This is a genomic window from Luteimonas sp. 22616, assembly GCF_052044325.1.
Lineage (GTDB): Bacteria > Pseudomonadota > Gammaproteobacteria > Xanthomonadales > Xanthomonadaceae > Luteimonas.
On sequence record NZ_JBQEMW010000001.1, the window covers coordinates 593,892 to 611,290 of the forward strand.

Consider the following 17,399-nt stretch of genomic DNA (forward strand, 5'->3'; position numbering starts at 1 on the left):
ACCCGTGACCGGCTGGGAATCAGGGGCGGGATGTCGCGGCGCCTCCGCGCCTCGTCCCCACCTGGGAGCGCTCGAACCACCACAGTGCGGCGCTGAGCAGTAGCCAGGCGAGGAACCACGGCCAGCGCAGGCCGGGCGCGGAGGAGGCACCGGCCCGCGCCGGAACCTCTGCCGCAGCGAGGCGCTGCGTTGCCTCGCGCACGGCGGCGGCCTGCAGACCGGTGGCTTCGTCCGTGGCGCGGACACGGAACGGCAGCTGGCGCTCGCCCTCCGCCTGCGCGGGCGCGGGCGTGCGCAGGACATGCCAGCCGGGCAGGCGTGGCCAGAATCCGGCACAGGCGCGGGGGCCGCTGGTCGGATCGATCGCCACGGCCACCGCGCGCCCATCCGGCGCAGTCACTTCGGCACCGTCGCGCACGCCGCACAGCACGACGCGCTGGCCGGCGCGCGGATCGCCTTCGATCGTCGGGGCGGGCACTCCACGGGCGCGGGCGAGGGTGGAGAACAGCGTGCCCCACAGTTCCCCGTAGCGGTCGCCGTGGCCGGCGAGAACCAGCCGGAAGCTGCCGTCGAACGTGGCGATGCCGATGCGGCCGCCGCTTCGCGCGCGCCAGATCGCGAGCGACGTGCCGCTGGCATCGGGCAACAAGGGACTGCCATCGACGGCAGTGATGCGCAGTGGTGCGCGAGTCAGGGCGGGCGGCGCCTTGCCATCGTTTCCGGTCTGGCCACCGGCACCGGTCGATGTGGCCGGCAGGCGTACGTCGCGTGTCGCGCCGACAGGCGTCGCGGTGAATCCGAGTTGCCGCAGCGCGGCGCGGTCAGGGCCGGTCAATGTGGCGGGCAGTCGCAGCAGCACGCCGAGACCGTCGCGTACCGCCTGGTCCAAGGCTGCGCGGCGCGCCGTGCCGAGCGATTGCCAGGCGCGCTGGTCGAGCACGACAAGATCGAACTTGCCGAGGCTCGTGGCATCGAACGCCACCGGCGCATCGCCGATCTGCATCCCGGCGCCGAGGCTGATGCGGGTATCGAGCGGCAGCCCGGCATCGGTGGCCCAGCGGCGCAGGTACTTCAGCTCCGGGGTCGGCGCGCCTGCCAGCATCAGTACGCGCAGCGCGACGTCGGGCTCTACCACGAGCGGCAGCGCGGTGTTTTCGGTGTGCAACCTGTCCTTGTCGTGTAGTCGCAGCTGCCAGACAGTGGGGCCTGCACTGCGTGCCGTTCCGGCGAGCCGGAAACGGCCGTCCGCACCGATGCTCGCGCGGGCGACGACGGTGTTGCCCGGATCGAGCAATTCGGCGCTGCCACCAGGCAAACCTTCGGCACGACCGCCAACCTCGAACCGGCGTCCGGCTTGCACATGCCGGGGCGGCCACAGGGCGACCAGTCCGCGCGGCAATGGCGCCGGTACGAAGTACAGCGCGCGGCCCGTCGCAGCCTGCCGGTCGCGCGCGGTGAGTCCCGTCCCGATCACGCGGATGCGTGTCGTCGCGGGATAGCGACGCAGCGCCGTGGCGAGGTCGGGCATGCGTTCAGCATCGCGCAACGCCGGCGCTTCCGGCATGGCGACCAGGTGTTCGCCAGGCGACAGGCCGGTCCGGGGTGCCCGGTGTGCGTTAGAGGTCGCCACGACCAGGGTTCCGGCCTCCGTGTGCGTCGCGGGCGGGAACAGCACGCAGTACAGCAATACCGCCCCGGCGGCCTGCGCGAGCAACAGCACGGCGACGCGCCATGCGCTTGGCCTGTCGTCCACGGTGCTGCGACGTACCCGCCACAGGATTCGTACGCTGGCCGTGACCACCACGAAGGCGAGGGCGAGGGCGATCGCGAGTTCCAAGGTCATCGCGCGTCCTCGCCGTCCAGCGCATCGAGATAGACCTGCCCGGCCTTGTTCGCGCGCTCGCGCTGGGTCGCCGCGGGCGTCGGCCGCGGCAGCATGGGCCACAGCGCACGACGCAGTTGCTCACGGCACCCGGCGCAGGACGGGTTGCGGCGCGCGGCGTCGATCGCGGCGAACAGCGCCAATGGATCGGAAGTCCGGGAGTCGTGCGCGCGTGCCCACCGATCGAGTGCGTCGTAGTCGGGCGCCTCGCGATCCGCGGGAGGCGTGTCCTGCAATGCACGCCACGCGGCGGCGGGAACGGGATCGACCGGTTCGGCATCGGGCAGCACGTCGCGGCGGTCGCCGAGTCCGGCGCGATCGCCGCCCAGGCGCCGGCCCTCGTCGATCGGCGGCAGTTCGCTGCCGGTGCGCGCCAGATAGATGCGGTCGGCCTGCTGCACCTGCTTGATGAAACCCAGTGCCTTGTAGGCGAACGGCAGGGCGGTGCCGGGACTGCCCTGGCGCAGGTGCTGTTCGGACTGCCACATCTGGTCGAGTGCGGCGCGCAGCAGCTTCTTTGTTTCCGGATCGAGCAGGGTCGCGGCTTCCGGGAGGTCGTGGACGTGGCCGTACTCGGCGACGACCAGGCCGGCTTCGCCAAACTTCGCAGGCGGCGCGCCGGGCGCAGATGCGTGCTCGTCGTGGCCGGCAGGGCTTTCGGCTTGTGCGACCGCATGTGCGTCGTGATCGGTGCCGCGGCTTTCGTCAGTGTCGTTGGTTGGCAAGTCATTGGTGGGAAGCGCCGGCGCGCCTTCGCTTTCCTCGCCGAGGAACTGGCCGTAGCGCAGCCGCAACAAGCGCTGATCGACGCCGAGTTCGTCGGAACGCTTGAGGAACGCCGCGGCATCGAGCCCGCGCTTCTGCTTCAGCAGGGCCTCGGCATCGATGATGATCTGGCGCTGGCTGCGTAGGTACGCCGGCAGCGCCTGCTTGACCAGGCCTTCCATGCCGGTGGATTCGGTTGCCTGCTCCGGCGGCCAGCGCAGGATGAAGCTCGGGCTGCGCGTGTGCTGCGGTCGCGGCGACCGGTTGTCGGCGACGTCGAGTCGCACGATCAGGTCGTCTCCCGCGACGAGGCCGAGCGAAGAGAGGTCGAGCGTGTGCGCGTAGCGCTTGTGCTTCGCATTGCCGCGTCCGGATATCGCAAGCGTGCGTTGTTGCGTGGTGATGTTCTCGCCGCCGCCCTGGGTCTGGATCAGCTCCAGGCGTGCGCTGGAGGCAAGCCCATGGTCGTCGTCGGCCTCGAACACCAGCGTCCAGCTGCGCTGGCCACTTCCGCGGATGCTGAGGTTGCGGTCGGGTTGCAGCGCGCGCAGTACCGGTGACGCGTCGGCGACGGCATCGATGCGATGCAGTGCTGCCTGCGCGGTTGGCAGCGGCGTCGGCAGCACGAGGCGATAGAGCGTCGACTTGTCGATACGCGTGCGCGCGGTCCAGTCGTCGCCGTTGCGCTGCAGTGGCACGTGCCGGCCGTCATGGAAGACCAGTTCCGCCGATTCCGGGATCGGCGCGAAGCGCAGCGTCCATTGCAGCGTCGTGCCGGCGGGGACCTTTGCATCCAGCGCCGGTTGTTGTCGCGTTGGCAGGCCGGTGTATGCGGGCGGCCGGATGTCGAGTCGCTGTTCGACCAGTCGGGGCGTTGCAGCCTTGCCGGAGGCGATGATCGATGGCGTGGTGCCATCGACGATGGGCGCGCGCGGCGTCGGCCACAGCGCGATGAGTGTTGTGGCGACGAGGGCGGCGAGGACCGATGCCAGCAGGGTCCGGGGCCGCCATGGTTCCCGCAGGTGGGGCCGTGGATCGGCTTCGAGTCGCTGCCGCAGGCGTGCACGCTGCAATTGTTGCAGTGGTCCGAGCGAACTTTTTTCGGAGATGCCATTGTCGGAAAACAGCAATGTGGCGCTGTCCTCCATGTCGGGTCGCAGCGCATCGAGCCGGCGCGCCAGCCAGCGTGCGTCGATGGCGTGCGCGGCGTGCCATGCGAACCAGGAGATCGCGGCGACGGCGAGTGCCAGCAACGAAAGCAACCACGCATTCCAGTTGCAGCGCCACGCCAGCATGGCCAGCGCACCCAGCCACGGCAGCGCATGCAGCAGGACATTGCCACCTCGACGCCGGCGCGCGGACTCGCGCAGGCTGCGCAGGATCGCTTCGGCGTTCACGGCGCGGCCCCGCGTCGCGGGCTGCTGGCGAACCAGCGTTCGAACGCGAACAACAAGGCCACCAGCGCGACCAGCCAGGGCGCCAGCGGACGTGGTGTTTCCGGCCAGGGCGGTGCCCCAGCCGTCGGTGCATAGGCGCTGGCGGCCACGCGTGCGGGCGCGGGAGCGGGATCCGAGAACAGCGCGCGCAAGTGCTCGGGGAAATCCGCTTCCAGGAGTTGCGGCATCGCGTCCGGCGACAGCCCCCGCGTCAGCTGCATGATGCGGCCGCGACCGAGCGGTGCGCCGCGGACGAGCGGATCGCCCGCATCGTCACGCCAGAGCGGCGTGGACTTCGCGAGTTCCGGTGCCTTGATATCAGCGGCGAGCAGCGCATGGCCGCCATCGCGGATCCAGTCGCGGACGTGCGCGGGCAGGGCGCCGGGCACGAGCCAGATGAGGTTGCGCGTCCTGGCGTCGAGCGCCTGCGATGCCGGCGCGATCACGATGGGTGATGAGGTCGTGGCCTTCGAACCACCGTCTGCCGCTGGCGTCGCCGCGCGCCAGGCGGCGCCCGCCGCGCGCAGGTAGCGCAGCGCCGGCACGTCTCCTGGCGCATGCCGCACCATCACCTCGGGGATCGCGGTCGCAGCGACGGTTGTCGGCGGGGTGGGCGTGGAAGGCACGACGCGCCATTCGACATGACGACTGAGCCTTGGCCGTTGCGCATCGGCGCCATCGATCACCGTGGGCACAAGCACGGTCAACGGCGTGCCGGCGGGAAGCGTGGCGTCGAGTTCGCGCAGCAGGCTGGCGACGGGTTGCTTCCCTGTCGGTGGTGCTTCCTCGAGCGCAGGGAAGCCGGGCGCGAGCCAATGCAGGCGCGCGCTGCCGGTGCCTGCAGCATCACGCAAGGGAGCGGCGCCCACCTCGGGCACCGCCACGATCCACGGCGTGCGGTCGGGATTTCCGTACAACACCGGGCGCGCAAGCAGCAAAGCCAGCGCGGCGAGCAGAAGCAGTCGCAGCAGCAGCAACAGGCGTTCGTCGAAGCGGCGCTTGCGGCGCGGTCGCGGCTTTGCCGCCAGCCAGCGCAGCGCGGCGAAATCGGTGATGCGTTGCTCGCTGCGGCGCGCGAGGTGGATCAGCAGTGGCAGCAGCAGCGCGGCCAGCGCCGCGAGCCCAGCCGGAAGCAGCAGCGCCAGGTTCATGCGCCCGTGCCGCCGTGGCGCGTGCTGAACAGTACGCGCAGCGGTGCGTCGAGCGGCTGGTCGAGCACGTATTCGACGTGGCGGATGCCGCCGGCGGCCAGACGCCTGGCCAGCGTGGCACGCGCCGAGGCGAAGCGTTTGACGAATTCATCGCGCACCGCGGCCCCGTCGCCGAGCACTTCGTCTCCGCTCTCGGGATCGCGGAAGCGATGGCCGCCGCGGAACGGAAAATCGCGCTCCTCGGTGGTGAGCAGCTGCACGACGATCACTTCGCGCCGCGCCGCGGCGAGGCGCTCGGCCAGCGACACCACATTCTCGTCGAAGCAGTCGCTGAGCACGATGGCCAGCGTGCCGGCATGGATGCCTTCCCACAGCGGGCGCAGGCGTTGCTGGCCCGGCCAGGCACCACTGGCGGACAGGCGATGGAGTTCGAGCAGGCAGCGGTCGCGATGGCGCGCGCCGCCGCCTGCCGGCACCGCATGCAGGCTGGTGCCGCCCGCGGCGATGACGCCGAAGCGGTCGCCCTGGCGCACGGCCAGTTCGATCGCGCAGGCCGCCAGTGCCTTCGCCGCGTCGAGTCGCGACCAGCCCGGACGGACAGCATCGCCCTGCGCCATCGAAGCGCTGGTGTCGAGCAGCAGCCATGCGGTCAGCGGACTGTCGCGTTCGGCTTCGCGCACGAAGAACTTGTCGGAGCGCGCGTAGAGTTTCCAGTCGATCTGGCGCAGGGAATCACCGGGTTCGTAGGCGCGGTACTGGGCGAACTCGAGGCCGGCGCCCCGGCTGCGGCTGTGATGCACGCCATGGCCCTGCGCGCCGGCGGGTTGCCGCATCGCCAGGCGCAGCGTTCCCAGTCGCGCACGCACGTCGGCTGGGATGAGGTCGTGGTGTGCGGGAATCGAAGGGCTCATGGTTCGAGGCGTGGCATCTGTGGGGGCGGCTTCAGCCGCGAGCTCTTTGGTGAATCGACGAAGATCAAAGCTCGCGGCTGAAACCGCTCCTGCAGGTCAGGAGGCGGCGAACGGCACGCTGCGCAGCAACATGGCGACGATGTCGTCGGTCGATTTCCGTTCGGCCTCGGCGGCGAACGACAGCAGCAGGCGGTGGCGCAGGACCGGTGCGGCGAGCGCACTGATGTCGTCGCGCGTCGCACTCAGGCGCCCATGCAACAGGGCGCGCGCCTTGGAGGCCAGCACCAGTGATTGTCCGGCGCGCGGGCCGGCGCCCCAGCGCAGCCATTGCCGTATGTCGTCGGTCGCGCCCTCATCGGTCGCGCCGGCCTGTGGGCGGCTGGCGCGGACCAGGCGGGTGACCCAGTCGAGCAGGTCGTCGCCGAAGTGCACGTCGCGCACGCGCGACTGCAGGGCGAGGATGGCGTCGCCGTCCATCACTTGAGGCACCGCGGCGATCCGTGTGCCCGTGGTCTGGGTGATGATGGCGCGTTCTTCCGCTTCGCTCGGGTAATCGACGCGCACGTGCAACAGGAAGCGATCAAGCTGCGCTTCGGGCAGTGGATAGGTGCCGGCCTGTTCGATCGGGTTCTGCGTCGCCAGAACGAAGAACGGCGCGGGCAGGGCATGGGTGACGCCGGCGTAGCTGACGGTGTGCTCCTGCATCGCCTCCAGCAGTGCGGCCTGGGTCTTCGGCGGCGTGCGGTTGAGCTCGTCGGCGAGCAGCAGGCTGGTGAACACCGGGCCGGGCTGGAACTTGAACATGCGGTGGCCAGTGCCGTGATCCTCTTCCAGGATCTCGGTGCCGATGATGTCGCTGGGCATCAGGTCGGGGGTGAACTGCACGCGCCGGAACGGGAGGTCCAGCGCCTGCCCGAGCGAGCGGACCAGCAGCGTCTTGCCGAGGCCGGGCACGCCTTCGAGCAGGCAGTGGCCGCCGGCGAGAAGGGCGATCAGCAACTGTTCGACCACGTCGTCCTGGCCGACGATGGCCTGGGCAATGGCGGCGCGCAGGGTGCCGAGTTGCGCGAGTTCGGCCTGCAGTTCGGATTCGGTGAGGGGGGGGCTCATATGGATCCTGTTGTTGAGATGCCTGCGCAAATGAAGATCCGTCATTCCCCCGAAAGCGGGAACCCGGCGGCTTCAGTTCTCGCCAGCAAGCCGACCAGCCAAAGACACTGGGTACCCGCTTCCGCGGGAATGACGGCAAGGACCGGCCAGATGGTTCGATTCGTTCATGCCGTCAATGCATAAATCGCGATGTTGACGGCAAACTTCGTGTTGTCCTCGGCCAGCCAGCGCTTGTTGCGCCAGTCGTAGTCCCACTCGCAACCATAGTCCTTGTTGCTGTAGAGCACGCCGAGGCGGCCGTCGATGTCGATGCCCTTGAGGTAATCGTGGACGAGGTCGTCGCCCCATCCGTTGAGTTCGAGGCCGGTGGCCGGCGGGCCGTCCTTGAAGGTGAAGAAGCTGCGGTAGATGCCGTGGCTGTTCGGCAGCTTCTTCAGCGCACTGGTGCCGAAGATCGACGCCATCTGCCGTTCGAACGATTTGGCGAACAGCCCGTCGATGTCATGGTTGCAGTCGTCGACGAAGACGAAGCCGCCATTGCGCACGTAGTGCTCGAAGTTGCGTCGTTCGGCGGGGTTGAACTCGACCAGCTTGTGCCCGGCGAGGTAGCAGAACGGCGCCAGCAGCATCTTCGGATCGGCCAGCGCCACGACGTGCTCCTTCGGATCGACGCGCAGGCTGGTGTAGTCGATCAGCGAGGTGATCATGTTCGCCGGCATGCGCTGGTCGACGTCCCAGTCGCCGGAGTCGTACTTCAGCCGCGTGAACCAGAAGTCGTACGGCGCCGCGGCGCGGGCGAGCGGGGCGAGCGCGGCGCCGGCCGCGCCGCCGAGGACCAGCCTCAGGAACTGCGCGCGATTCACTGCGCCGCCATCCCTTGCCCGTCATCCCCGCGCAGGCGGGGAGCCATGGACGTCGGTACTGCGAAGCTCAAGGATTCCGAATCCCTGCCTGCGCGAGGGTGGCGAGCAAGGTGAGCCAGCCGATCCCGCCCCGCTCTTGATGCCAACGGCGCGGTTCTTCACACCGCATCCGACAGCGAAGTGAAGGTGAAATCGCGCAGTTTCATCGGCGGGATCATCATCGCCATCGACGACTCGTCGCCCTGCACCCGGATCGGCTTGCCGAGCTCTTCGATGTTGTTGAGCATGATCACCGGCGACTCGTTGAAGCGGAAGTTCTTCACCGGGTACTTGATCTCGCCGTTCTCGATGTAGAAGGTGCCGTCGCGGGTCAGGCCAGTCAGCAGCACGGTCTGCGGATCGACCATGCGGATGTACCAGGTGCGGGTGACCAGCACGCCCTTGCTGGTGCCGCGGACGAGGTCGGCGGTGGACTTGTCGCCGCCGGACATGATCAGGTTGCCGGGCGTGCCGACGGCGCGCTTGCCGCTCTTCTGCGCCCAATAGCGCGAGTAGTCCAGCGCCACGACCTTGCCGCCCTTGACGATGTCCATCTTCTCGCGCGGCAGGCCGTCGCCATCCCAGGGCATGACCGGGACATCCGCATCACCGGGGTCGGCGTGGAAGTTGACGCGCGGGTCGTAGACCTGCTCGCCGATCTTGTTGCCGCCCCCCTTCTTCGACAGGAAGCTGCGGCCTTCGTCGGCCTGGCGTGCGTCGAAGTAATTCATCATGAACGAGATCAGTCCGGCCGCTGCCGCGGGTTCCAGGATCACGGTGTACTTGCCCGGCTCCAGCGCCTTGGCGCCGGACGACGCGGTTGCCTTGCGCACCGCGGTGCGGATGTCCTGCCCGGCGTCGAACTTGTCGACGTCGTCGAGGTTGCGCCCGACCCAGCCCGAACCGGTGCCGTCTTCGGTGCGCACGGTGCAGGTGTAATCGAGGCCGCTGGACTGCTGGTAGCCGAAGTTGCCCTTGCTGTTGGCGAAGGCCTGGAAGCTCTGCCCGTCCTGCAGGAAGCCGGCGGCGACGAGCTTTTCGGCCTTGCAGGCATCGATCGAGTCCGCGGCAACCTTCGCGCGGTATTCCGGCGAAATCGCGGCGGTGGACGCCTTGAAGGTCTGGGTGGGCGTGTAGGCCTGCTTCTCGACGGCCGGCATGAATTCGGGGTTCTCCGGCGACAGCTTCGCCAGTTCCTCGGCGCGGCGCACCACGCGCTCGAGCGATGCGTCGTCGAACTGGTTGATCGTCGCCACGCCGCTGCGCTTGCCGAACGCGACCTGCACGGCCAGGTCGATGTTGTCGACCACGCCGCTGGTGGAGATGTTGTTCAGCGCGAAACGGATGTTGCCGTCGATCGAACCGGCCAGCTGCGCGGTGCATTCGTCGGCGGTCGACAGCTTGATGACCTTGTCGAGGATGGCCTTGGCCTGTGCTTCGGTGAGGATGCTCATTGGCGAATCTCCTGTGGTCCGCTCAGCCGAGGCTGCGGGCGCTGCTGATGACGTTGACGCCGTTGAAACGCGCCGTGCTGGAGCCGTGCGAGACGGTCGAGACCTGGCTCGGCTGGCCCTTGCCGTCGAAGAACGAGCCGCCCATGCGGTAGTCGCGCTTGTCGCAGACCGCGACGCACGAGTTCCAGAATTCCGGCGTGCGCATCTGGTAGGTCACGTCCTCGAGCATCCGGGTGATCTGGCCGTTCCTGATCTCGTAGAACAGCTGGCCGCCGAATTGCGCGTTGTAGCGCTGCTGGTCGATCGAGAACGAGCCGTCGCCGATGATGTAGATGCCGTTTTCGACGTCCTTGATCATGTCGGCGACCGACAGTTCCTTCTCGCCCGGCTGCAGCGAGACGTTGGGCATGCGCTGGAACTGCACGCTCGACCACGAGTCGGCGTAGCAGCAGCCCTGCGAGGCGTCGAGGCCGAGGATGTGGGCCTGGTCGCGGATCGCCTGCAGGTTGACCAGCTTGCCATCGCGGATCAGGTCCCATTGCTGGGTCTTGACACCCTCGTCGTCGTAACCGACCGCGCCGAGGCTGCCGGGCTGGGTCTTGTCGGCGACGATGTTGACGTGCTCGCTGCCGTACTGGAAATGTTCCTTGACCTTGTCGAGGGTGACGAAGCTGGTGCCGGCGTAGTTGGCCTCGTAGCCGAGCACGCGGTCGAGCTCGAGCGGGTGGCCGATGCTCTCGTGGATGGTCAGCCATGTGTGCGACGGGTCGAGCACGAGGTCGTACTTGCCTGGCTTCACCGACGGCGCCTTGAGCTTCTCCTGCACCTGCTTCGCCGCGGCGATGGCGTCGCCCATCATGTCGTAGGAGGTGCTGTAGTTGACAATGCCATTGGGCGAAACGACCTTGCCGGACGCATCGCCGTCGAGGTACTCGTAGCCCATGCCCATCGGCGCCGACAGGCCCTCGCGGGTGCGGAACTTGCCGCTGGCCTTGTCGATTCCGGTGACGGTCATCGGCGCCCAGATGCGGTGCACGTCCTGGTCGATGTAGGAGCCGTCGGTGGACGCGAAGTACTTCTGCTCGTTGACCAGGAACAGCATCGAATTGACGAAGCTGGCGCCAGCGTTGGTCGCCGCGGCGTTGACGCCGAGCAGCAGGTCGACCTTGTCCTTGATCGGCACTTCCATCGCGTTCTTGCGGATCGGCGTCTTCCACGCCACTTCACCGACGCCGGGCGTCGGCGCGAGCTGCACCGGCGCGGTCTGGGTCTTCGCGTTCGCCTTGGCAATCGCGACGGCCTGGCGCGCGGCAGCGGCGACGCCTTGCGTGGTCATGTCATTGGTCGCGGCGAAGCCCCAGGCGCCGTTGGCGATCACGCGGATGCCGACGCCGCTGGATTCGGTGTTGACCACGTTCTGGACCTTGTCCTCGCGGGTGATCACGAACTGGCGCAGGTAGCGGCCGATGCGTGCGTCGCAGTACGAGGCGCCGGCCTGGGTCGCAGCCTGCAGGGCGGCGTCGGCCATCGCCTTCTTCAGGCCCACGTCCATCGTCGTCAGCAGGGCTTCGGCGGCGATCGCGCGCGTGCCGAAGGGAAGCGCCAGACCAGCCAGGCCGAAGCCGCTGATCGTGAGGAAGTCACGTCTGTCCATCGAGTTGCTCCACCGGTGTGGCCTGCGCGCGTCCGTCGGGTCCCCGGGGACGCAGGCGTGAGAAGAGGGCGAACCCGTCGACTCTGCTGGCGGGGTGCAGGAGGGTCAAGTGACGTTCGTCACCCCCACCGGATCGCCGCGCAATGCGCACTTGCCGCGCCTCGCGCATCGATACGGCACCGTAGGTCGTGGCTACATTCCCGACGCCCACGCAAATCCCGCACAAAGCCGTCGGCCACGTGGGCCGACCTGCGATGCTCAGGCGATGGTGTCGCGTTCCGCGAGGTTCGCGCCTGGCTCGCCGAGCCCGGCCGGCGTGCGCTTCGCCACCACGCTGGTCGCGGTGAGGTCGGCGCTGACGTTGCCGACGGTCGAGAACACGTCGGGAATCGTGTCGACCGCCAGCAGCACGCCGAGCGGCTCGATCGGCAGGCCCATGGCCTGCACGATCGGCATGTTGGTGGCCATGAAGCTCACCTGCCCGGGCAGGCCCACCGATCCCATGCTGACGATCACCGCCAGGCCGACGCCGGCGGCGATGTGGGCCGTGGTCACGTCGATGCCGTAGATCCAGGCGATGAATGCGGCCACGCCCAGATACTGGACCGGGCTGGTGATGCGGAACAACGACACCGCCATCGGCAGCACCAGCGAACTGACCTGCAGCGGGTAGCCCAAGCGCACGCGTGCGCTTTCGAGCATCGCCGGCAGCGAGGCCAGCGACGACTGGGTGCTGGCGGCGATGGTCTGCGCCGGGATGATCGCCAGCGCGAAGCGCTTGAACGGTTCGCCGCCGAACACGCGCGCGACCAGGTACAGCATCACGGTGACGCTGATGTACAGCGTGCACTGCAGCGCGATGTACCAGGCCAGCGCGCTGAGCATCTTCACCCCGACCTGCGCGCACACCGCCAGCACCAGCGCGAACACGCCCAGCGGCGCCACCCACAGCACCCAGCGCACGATCACGATCATCACGTCGGCGATCGCCTGCACGAAGTCCAGCAGCCGCGTCTTGTGCGCCGGATCGATGCGGTTCAGGGCGAAGCCGAAGAACAGCGCGAACACCACCAGCGGCAGCATCGCGCTCGCGGCGGCGGCGGCGACCACGTTGGCCGGGATGATCGCGGCGACCGCCTCGCCGAAGCCGCCCGGCGCGCTGCCGGCGGCCACCGGCGTCAGCGCGGTGCGGAACGACTGCACCAGCGCCTCGTCGCGCGGCAGCAGCGAGAGCAGGGCAGGTGCGGCGAGCGCGGTGTAGATCGCCGCCAGGGTCAGCAGGATGAGAAACACCACGATCGCCTTGCGCGCGGTGCGGCCGGACGAAGCGGCGTCGCTGGCGGTGTTGACGCCGAGCACGATCAGCGCCGCCACCAGGGGCACCACCGTCATCTGCAGCGCGTTGAGCCACAACCGGCCGACCGGCTGCACGAAGCCGGCAACGGTGACGGCCGTAGCCGGATCCCAGAACGCGAGCGAGAGGCCGATGACGGCGCCCAGCGCCAGTCCGAGCAGTACGCGGGTGGTCATCGACATGCGGTGCGGTTCTCGTGTGGAAAGGAGGACATCATTGTTGTAGGAGCGGCTTCAGCCGCGAGCTTTTGCTGTCGCCCCTTCCCCTGCGAAGGCCGGGGGAGGGAGTAAAGGCTCGCGGCTGAAGCCGCTCCTACAGGGAAGGCGAAGGCAGGTGCCAGACAGCTTGCAGGCGATCATATTCGGCCGTCGGCAGCAGCACGAACACCGGCTTCGAATCGGGCCGCAGCCAGCCGTACAGCCGCTGCATCGTGGCGTCGGCCATCGCCGTGCAGCCGGCGGTCGGCGCGCCGGGCGCCTTCCACAGGTGGGCGAAGATGCAGCTGCCCGCGCCCCTGCGCGCGTCGGGGTTGTGTTCGATCACGAAGCCGCTGCGGTAGCGCTGGTCGCCATCGTTGTGCAGGTCCAGGCGCATCGGCTCGCTGGAGCCCTGCACCGCGGCGTCGCCGACCTGCCTGGCGTCGACGATGCGGTTGTACAGCGGCGAAGCCACGACATCCATACACCAGCTGCTGGCCTGCATCTGCGCGTAGGGCAGGGCGGTGCCGCCCTGTGCCGCGTAGCCGAAGGCCTGGCCGATGGCGAACACGCCAGCCGGCGCGCGGCCGTCGCCCTCGCGCTTGATCGGGCCACCGGCTTGCGCAGCGTGCAGGCCGATGCCCCAGGCCGACCCGCTGCGGCCGATGCTCACCGGTGCGGCTTCGCCCTGTTCGCGCCAGGCATCGCCATCGTCGCGCACGAAGGTGCGCAGGGTGCCGGTGGTGGCATCCCAGTCCGCGGTGGTGACGAGCACCAGCTGGCGGGCATCGCGCCACGCGCTGGCATCGGCGCGCGGGCCGACGGTGGTGCAACCGGCGAGCAGCAGGACGGCGAATGCGAGAACGATGCGAAGGGTGGTGTTCATGGTGATCGGGGCGCTCCTGCGGATCAGGTATCGAGCATCGGGTGCATCAGCTCGAGGTTGATCGACAGTTGCTGCAGGCGGCCTTCGTCCTCGCACAGCAGCTGGAAGATCAGGTCAAGCAACTGTTGCAACGCGGTCTGGTACAGCAGCGGCTGGATGTGCGCGCGCTCGTCGTGCGCGGAGACCAGCAGCGACAGGTCGGCGTGCGCGCGCAGCGGATTGGCCGTGTGCCGTGTCACCGTGACCACCTTGCCGTGTCGTTCGTGGAACAGCCGCGCGATCTGGCACAGCGACGACTGCCGGCCATGTTCGGAAAACACCAGCAGCACGTCGCCGTCCGACGTGGTGGACACGGCCGCCGGCATCAGCACCGGGTCGAAGTGATGGACGGCGAGGATGCCCAGCAGCGACAGCCTCATGGCGAAGCCGCGGGCCTGGATGCCGTCGGCCCCCAGCCCGATCACGAACACCTTCTGCGCGCCGCGGATCGCATCGGCGATGGCGTCGATCGTCTCCGGTGGGTTGATCAGCCGGGTTTCCTCCCCGGCCTGCGCCTTCGCGCGCCACAGGCCCTCGGCCAGCGCGGCGTGCGGGTGCGGCGGGTCCTCGCTGGCGGCGGGCAAGCCGTTCTCGTCGTTGCCGTCGCCGCGTGCGAGCGACTCGCCGACCGAGTACTTCAGGTCCGGATAACCCTTGAACCCGAGTTTCTGGCTGAACTTGACCACGCTCGACTGGCTGATGCCCAACGCGCTGGCCAGCTGCTGCGAGGAGTAGTCGCGCAGCAGGTGCGCGTTATCGAGCACGAAGTCGGCGATGCGGCGCTCGATCGCCGACATCTGGTCGCGCTCGGAGCGGATCTTGAGCAGCGGCGACATGGCGTTTCCCGGGGGTCAGACCGTGAGCGGCTCGAGGCCGCGGATCTCGCGGATGCCCAGCCCCGGCGCATCACTGATCGAGATCTCGGATTCGTTGAACGTCACCCCGCCGTCGACCGGGTCGAAGGCGCACAGCGACGGGCCATCGAGGTCGACCTTGGTGATGACGCCGGACTTGGCCACCGCCACATGCACCGCGGCGGCGACGCTGATGCTGGTCTCGAGCATGCAGCCGATCATGCACTCCACCCCGTACAGCGCCGCGATGTCGGCGATGCGGATCGCATTGGAGATGCCGCCGGTCTTCATCAGCTTGATGTTGATGATGTCGGCCGCGCGGGCCTTGATCAGGTCGATCACCTGCAGCGGCCCGAACACGCTTTCGTCGGCCATCACCGGCGTGTGCACGCGGTCGGTGACGTACTTCAGGCCGTCGATGTCCTGCGCCTTGACCGGCTGCTCCAGCAGTTCCAGGCGTACCCCGGCGTCCTCGAGTGACTGCATGGCATAGACCGCCTGCTTGGCGGTCCAGCCCTGGTTGGCGTCCAGGCGTAGCAGCGCGCGGCCCTCGACCGCGGCATAGATCGCCTTGACCCGCTCGATGTCGACGCCGATGTCCTTGCCGACCTTGATCTTCAGCGACTCAAAGCCGCGGTCCACCGCGGACAGCGAGTCGGCGACCATCTTGTCGATATGGTCGACGCTGATGGTGATGTCGGTGGTGATCACCGGCTCGCCACCGCCGAGCATCTTGTACAGCGGGGTGTCGTAGAGCTGCGCCCACAGATCGTAGACCGCGATCTCGACCGCCGCCTTGGCGCTGGTGTTGCGTTCCAGCGCGCCCTGGATCAGGCGGGTGATGCGGTTGAGGTTGGCGACCTCCTCGCCGATCAGGCGCGGGGCGATGAACTTGTTGATCGCCGAAACGATCGAGCCGTGGGTATCGCCGGTAATCACCGCGGTAGCCGGCGCCTCGCCATAGCCGACGTGTCCGGTGTCGGTGTGGATGGTGACGACAATGTCCTCGACAAGCTCGACCGTGCGCAGCGCGGTCTTGAACGGTGTCTTGAGCGGAACCCGCAGCATGCCGAAGCGGATGTCGGTGATCTTCATTGCGTCGCCTTGTGTGATGGGATGCCAGGCCGGACGGGACCGTCAGGGCCGGATGCGCTGGATGTTGGTGATGCGGTCGACGTAGGTCTGCGAGGCGTTGAACCGCAGCGGCGTCAGCGGCGTCACCGACACCCCGTTGAGGTGGCCGCTGACCAGCTTGCCGTCGGGACCGAGCCAGCTGCCGCCGTTGGTGTCGTGGATGACATAGGGCATGCCGTTGTCGTGCCCGATCACCATCATCACGTGGCCGGGGATGTAGACCAGGTCGCCCACCTGCAGGTCGGCGACCGCGTCCATGCGCTTGTCGCGGCTGTCGGCGGCATCGAACGCAAGCCGGTTCAGCGCCGGGCTCACGCTCTGATCGCGGGTGTTGCGCGGCAGTTGCACGCCGAAGCTGCGATAGACCTCGGACACGAAGCCGCTGCAGTCGCGGGTGTTGTACGAATGGCCCCAGCCGTAGCGTTCGCCAAGGAATTTGAACGCCTGGCGGATCAGGTTGGCGCGGGTCAGCGGCAGGTAGTCGGGCGAGACGTCGGCCGTGCGCGGCAGCAGCGCGGGCACGATGCGCAGGCTGCCGTCGTCGTTGCGCACCGGCAGCTCGACCACGTGCGAGGCGTAAGCGGCCTGGCCGTTGACCGTCTGCGTCCCCGGCCATTCGCGCAGCACCGGCACGCGCACGCCCATGTCGAGCTGCAGGTCCGAGACCGCGGGCAGGTCGGGCGTGAACGTGGTGCGCACGTGCGCACCGGTGACCACCAGGTAAGGCACCTTGCGGGTATAGGAGAAGACCTGGGTCTTGCTGCCCTCCGCCACGGACTGCTTCTCGATCCAGGCCGCATAGAGGTTGCCGACCACGAACCACCACTTCTTGTCGCGGCTCTCGTGGACGATCGCCACCGGGGTGCCGGGGAAGAAGGCGCTTTCCTGGAAGCGGTCGATGTCGGTGTCGCCGATGCTGCCGAACACCCGCGTCGTGGTCGGGAAGGTGCGCAGGTCGGCGCGCCGGACGACCAGCCCGTAGCGGGTTTTCTGGGTCTTCGGGATTGCCTTGAGGTTCAGGGCGTCCATGAGTCCGTCGAGGGTCTTCTTCGACACCGGCTTGCCCTGCACGTCGTACAGCGGCTTCGACGGGCGCGACGACAGGTCTTCGATCCACTCGCGCACTTGCGCCGCATCGAGTTCGGCGGGCAGGCCCTCGACATCGTGCAGCGAGGGATCGTCCTGCTGCAGCTTGCGGTTCTGCGATGCGATCGCGCCGCGGTCGAGGATCACCTTGTCGGCCTGGCGCTGGCGGCCGACCCAGTAACCGGGCGTGAGCTGGGTGGTGTCGACGCCGATCACACCGGTCGGCTGCGGCGCGATACGAGCGTCGGCGTGCGGCGCGAAGGCGCCTGCGGACAAACCCAGCAGGGCAGCGAGGAGGAAGGTGCGCTTCATCGGATCGATCCTGCGTCAATGGGAGGAAGAACAGTGTCCGTGACTTGCGCGGATACAGGCGTGCAGGACGCCGGAGAGCACCGTGCGGATCGCGCAGGCATTGCTGGAACAAGTTTCTTGCACTGCAGCATGAATTCCCCCCGACGCAGATGCAGCGCGCCCGTCGCGGGCATCATGGAATACATATTTCTTCCTATGCAAGTTTTTCGAATAAATTATTGACGATGGTGTGGGCGCATGTTACACAGCCGTGACGATGGGACACATGTAGC

General features: G+C 68.3%; 13 protein-coding genes. All 13 read right to left on the bottom strand.

Translation table 11 applies throughout. The features are described from left to right. Positions 1 to 19: 19 nt before the first annotated feature. Positions 20 to 1,843: a carboxypeptidase regulatory-like domain-containing protein gene (locus ACTJIL_RS02800; RefSeq protein WP_440754077.1), complete on the bottom strand. Its 1,824-nt coding sequence runs from the start codon at positions 1,841 to 1,843 to the stop codon at positions 20 to 22. Continuing rightward, a complete protein-coding gene (locus tag ACTJIL_RS02805; protein ID WP_440754078.1) occupies positions 1,840 to 4,044 on the bottom strand; it encodes a hypothetical protein in 2,205 nt (734 codons plus the stop codon). The genes ACTJIL_RS02800 and ACTJIL_RS02805 overlap by 4 nt, the downstream gene beginning before the upstream one ends. Further along, a complete protein-coding gene (locus tag ACTJIL_RS02810; protein WP_440754079.1) occupies positions 4,041 to 5,234 on the bottom strand; it encodes a BatA domain-containing protein in 1,194 nt (397 codons plus the stop codon). Before ACTJIL_RS02810 ends, ACTJIL_RS02805 begins: the two co-directional genes overlap by 4 nt. Continuing rightward, complete coding sequence (locus tag ACTJIL_RS02815) at positions 5,231 to 6,145, bottom strand: DUF58 domain-containing protein (RefSeq protein WP_440754080.1); 915 nt, start codon at positions 6,143 to 6,145, stop codon at positions 5,231 to 5,233. The genes ACTJIL_RS02810 and ACTJIL_RS02815 overlap by 4 nt, the downstream gene beginning before the upstream one ends. A gap of 96 nt (positions 6,146 to 6,241) precedes the next feature. Beyond that, entirely contained in the window at positions 6,242 to 7,255 is a 1,014-nt protein-coding gene (locus ACTJIL_RS02820) for an AAA family ATPase (RefSeq protein WP_440754081.1), read from the bottom strand. Positions 7,256 to 7,419: 164 nt separating this feature from the next. Then, positions 7,420 to 8,118, bottom strand: a complete 699-nt coding sequence (locus ACTJIL_RS02825; RefSeq protein WP_440754082.1) for a DUF4159 domain-containing protein — start codon at positions 8,116 to 8,118, stop codon at positions 7,420 to 7,422. A 158-nt stretch (positions 8,119 to 8,276) separates the two neighbouring features. Beyond that, positions 8,277 to 9,611, bottom strand: a complete 1,335-nt coding sequence (locus ACTJIL_RS02830; RefSeq protein WP_440754083.1) for a TldD/PmbA family protein — start codon at positions 9,609 to 9,611, stop codon at positions 8,277 to 8,279. A 22-nt stretch (positions 9,612 to 9,633) separates the two neighbouring features. Further along, a complete protein-coding gene (locus ACTJIL_RS02835; RefSeq protein ID WP_440754084.1) occupies positions 9,634 to 11,265 on the bottom strand; it encodes a TldD/PmbA family protein in 1,632 nt (543 codons plus the stop codon). 258 nt (positions 11,266 to 11,523) lie between these two features. After that, positions 11,524 to 12,801, bottom strand: a complete 1,278-nt coding sequence (locus tag ACTJIL_RS02840) for a dicarboxylate/amino acid:cation symporter (RefSeq protein ID WP_440754085.1) — start codon at positions 12,799 to 12,801, stop codon at positions 11,524 to 11,526. Positions 12,802 to 12,931: 130 nt separating this feature from the next. After that, the gene (locus ACTJIL_RS02845; protein WP_440754086.1) at positions 12,932 to 13,702 is read right to left on the bottom strand and encodes a L,D-transpeptidase family protein; all 771 of its coding nucleotides are present in this window, start codon (positions 13,700 to 13,702) and stop codon (positions 12,932 to 12,934) included. Positions 13,703 to 13,725: 23 nt separating this feature from the next. Next, positions 13,726 to 14,577, bottom strand: coding sequence for a MurR/RpiR family transcriptional regulator (locus ACTJIL_RS02850; protein WP_440754087.1), 852 nt, complete (start codon positions 14,575 to 14,577; stop codon positions 13,726 to 13,728). A gap of 15 nt (positions 14,578 to 14,592) precedes the next feature. Beyond that, on the bottom strand, positions 14,593 to 15,690 hold the full coding sequence (locus ACTJIL_RS02855; RefSeq protein WP_440754088.1) for a dipeptide epimerase: 1,098 nt from the start codon (positions 15,688 to 15,690) through the stop codon (positions 14,593 to 14,595). A gap of 42 nt (positions 15,691 to 15,732) precedes the next feature. After that, on the bottom strand, positions 15,733 to 17,127 hold the full coding sequence (locus tag ACTJIL_RS02860; protein ID WP_440754089.1) for an SH3 domain-containing protein: 1,395 nt from the start codon (positions 17,125 to 17,127) through the stop codon (positions 15,733 to 15,735). Positions 17,128 to 17,399 lie beyond the last annotated feature (272 nt).

Bases quoted from the DNA above. Each gene is read 5' to 3' on its own strand.
- ACTJIL_RS02815 (WP_440754080.1), bottom strand. From the start codon at position 6,145: ATGAGCCCTTCGATTCCCGCACACCACGACCTCATCCCAGCCGACGTG.
- ACTJIL_RS02810 (WP_440754079.1), bottom strand. From the start codon at position 5,234: ATGAACCTGGCGCTGCTGCTTCCGGCTGGGCTCGCGGCGCTGGCCGCG.
- ACTJIL_RS02850 (WP_440754087.1), bottom strand. From the start codon at position 14,577: ATGTCGCCGCTGCTCAAGATCCGCTCCGAGCGCGACCAGATGTCGGCG.
- ACTJIL_RS02830 (WP_440754083.1), bottom strand. From the start codon at position 9,611: ATGAGCATCCTCACCGAAGCACAGGCCAAGGCCATCCTCGACAAGGTC.
- ACTJIL_RS02820 (WP_440754081.1), bottom strand. From the start codon at position 7,255: ATGAGCCCCCCCCTCACCGAATCCGAACTGCAGGCCGAACTCGCGCAA.
- ACTJIL_RS02840 (WP_440754085.1), bottom strand. From the start codon at position 12,801: ATGTCGATGACCACCCGCGTACTGCTCGGACTGGCGCTGGGCGCCGTC.
- ACTJIL_RS02845 (WP_440754086.1), bottom strand. From the start codon at position 13,702: ATGAACACCACCCTTCGCATCGTTCTCGCATTCGCCGTCCTGCTGCTC.
- ACTJIL_RS02860 (WP_440754089.1), bottom strand. From the start codon at position 17,127: ATGAAGCGCACCTTCCTCCTCGCTGCCCTGCTGGGTTTGTCCGCAGGC.
- ACTJIL_RS02800 (WP_440754077.1), bottom strand. From the start codon at position 1,843: ATGACCTTGGAACTCGCGATCGCCCTCGCCCTCGCCTTCGTGGTGGTC.
- ACTJIL_RS02855 (WP_440754088.1), bottom strand. From the start codon at position 15,690: ATGAAGATCACCGACATCCGCTTCGGCATGCTGCGGGTTCCGCTCAAG.
- ACTJIL_RS02835 (WP_440754084.1), bottom strand. From the start codon at position 11,265: ATGGACAGACGTGACTTCCTCACGATCAGCGGCTTCGGCCTGGCTGGT.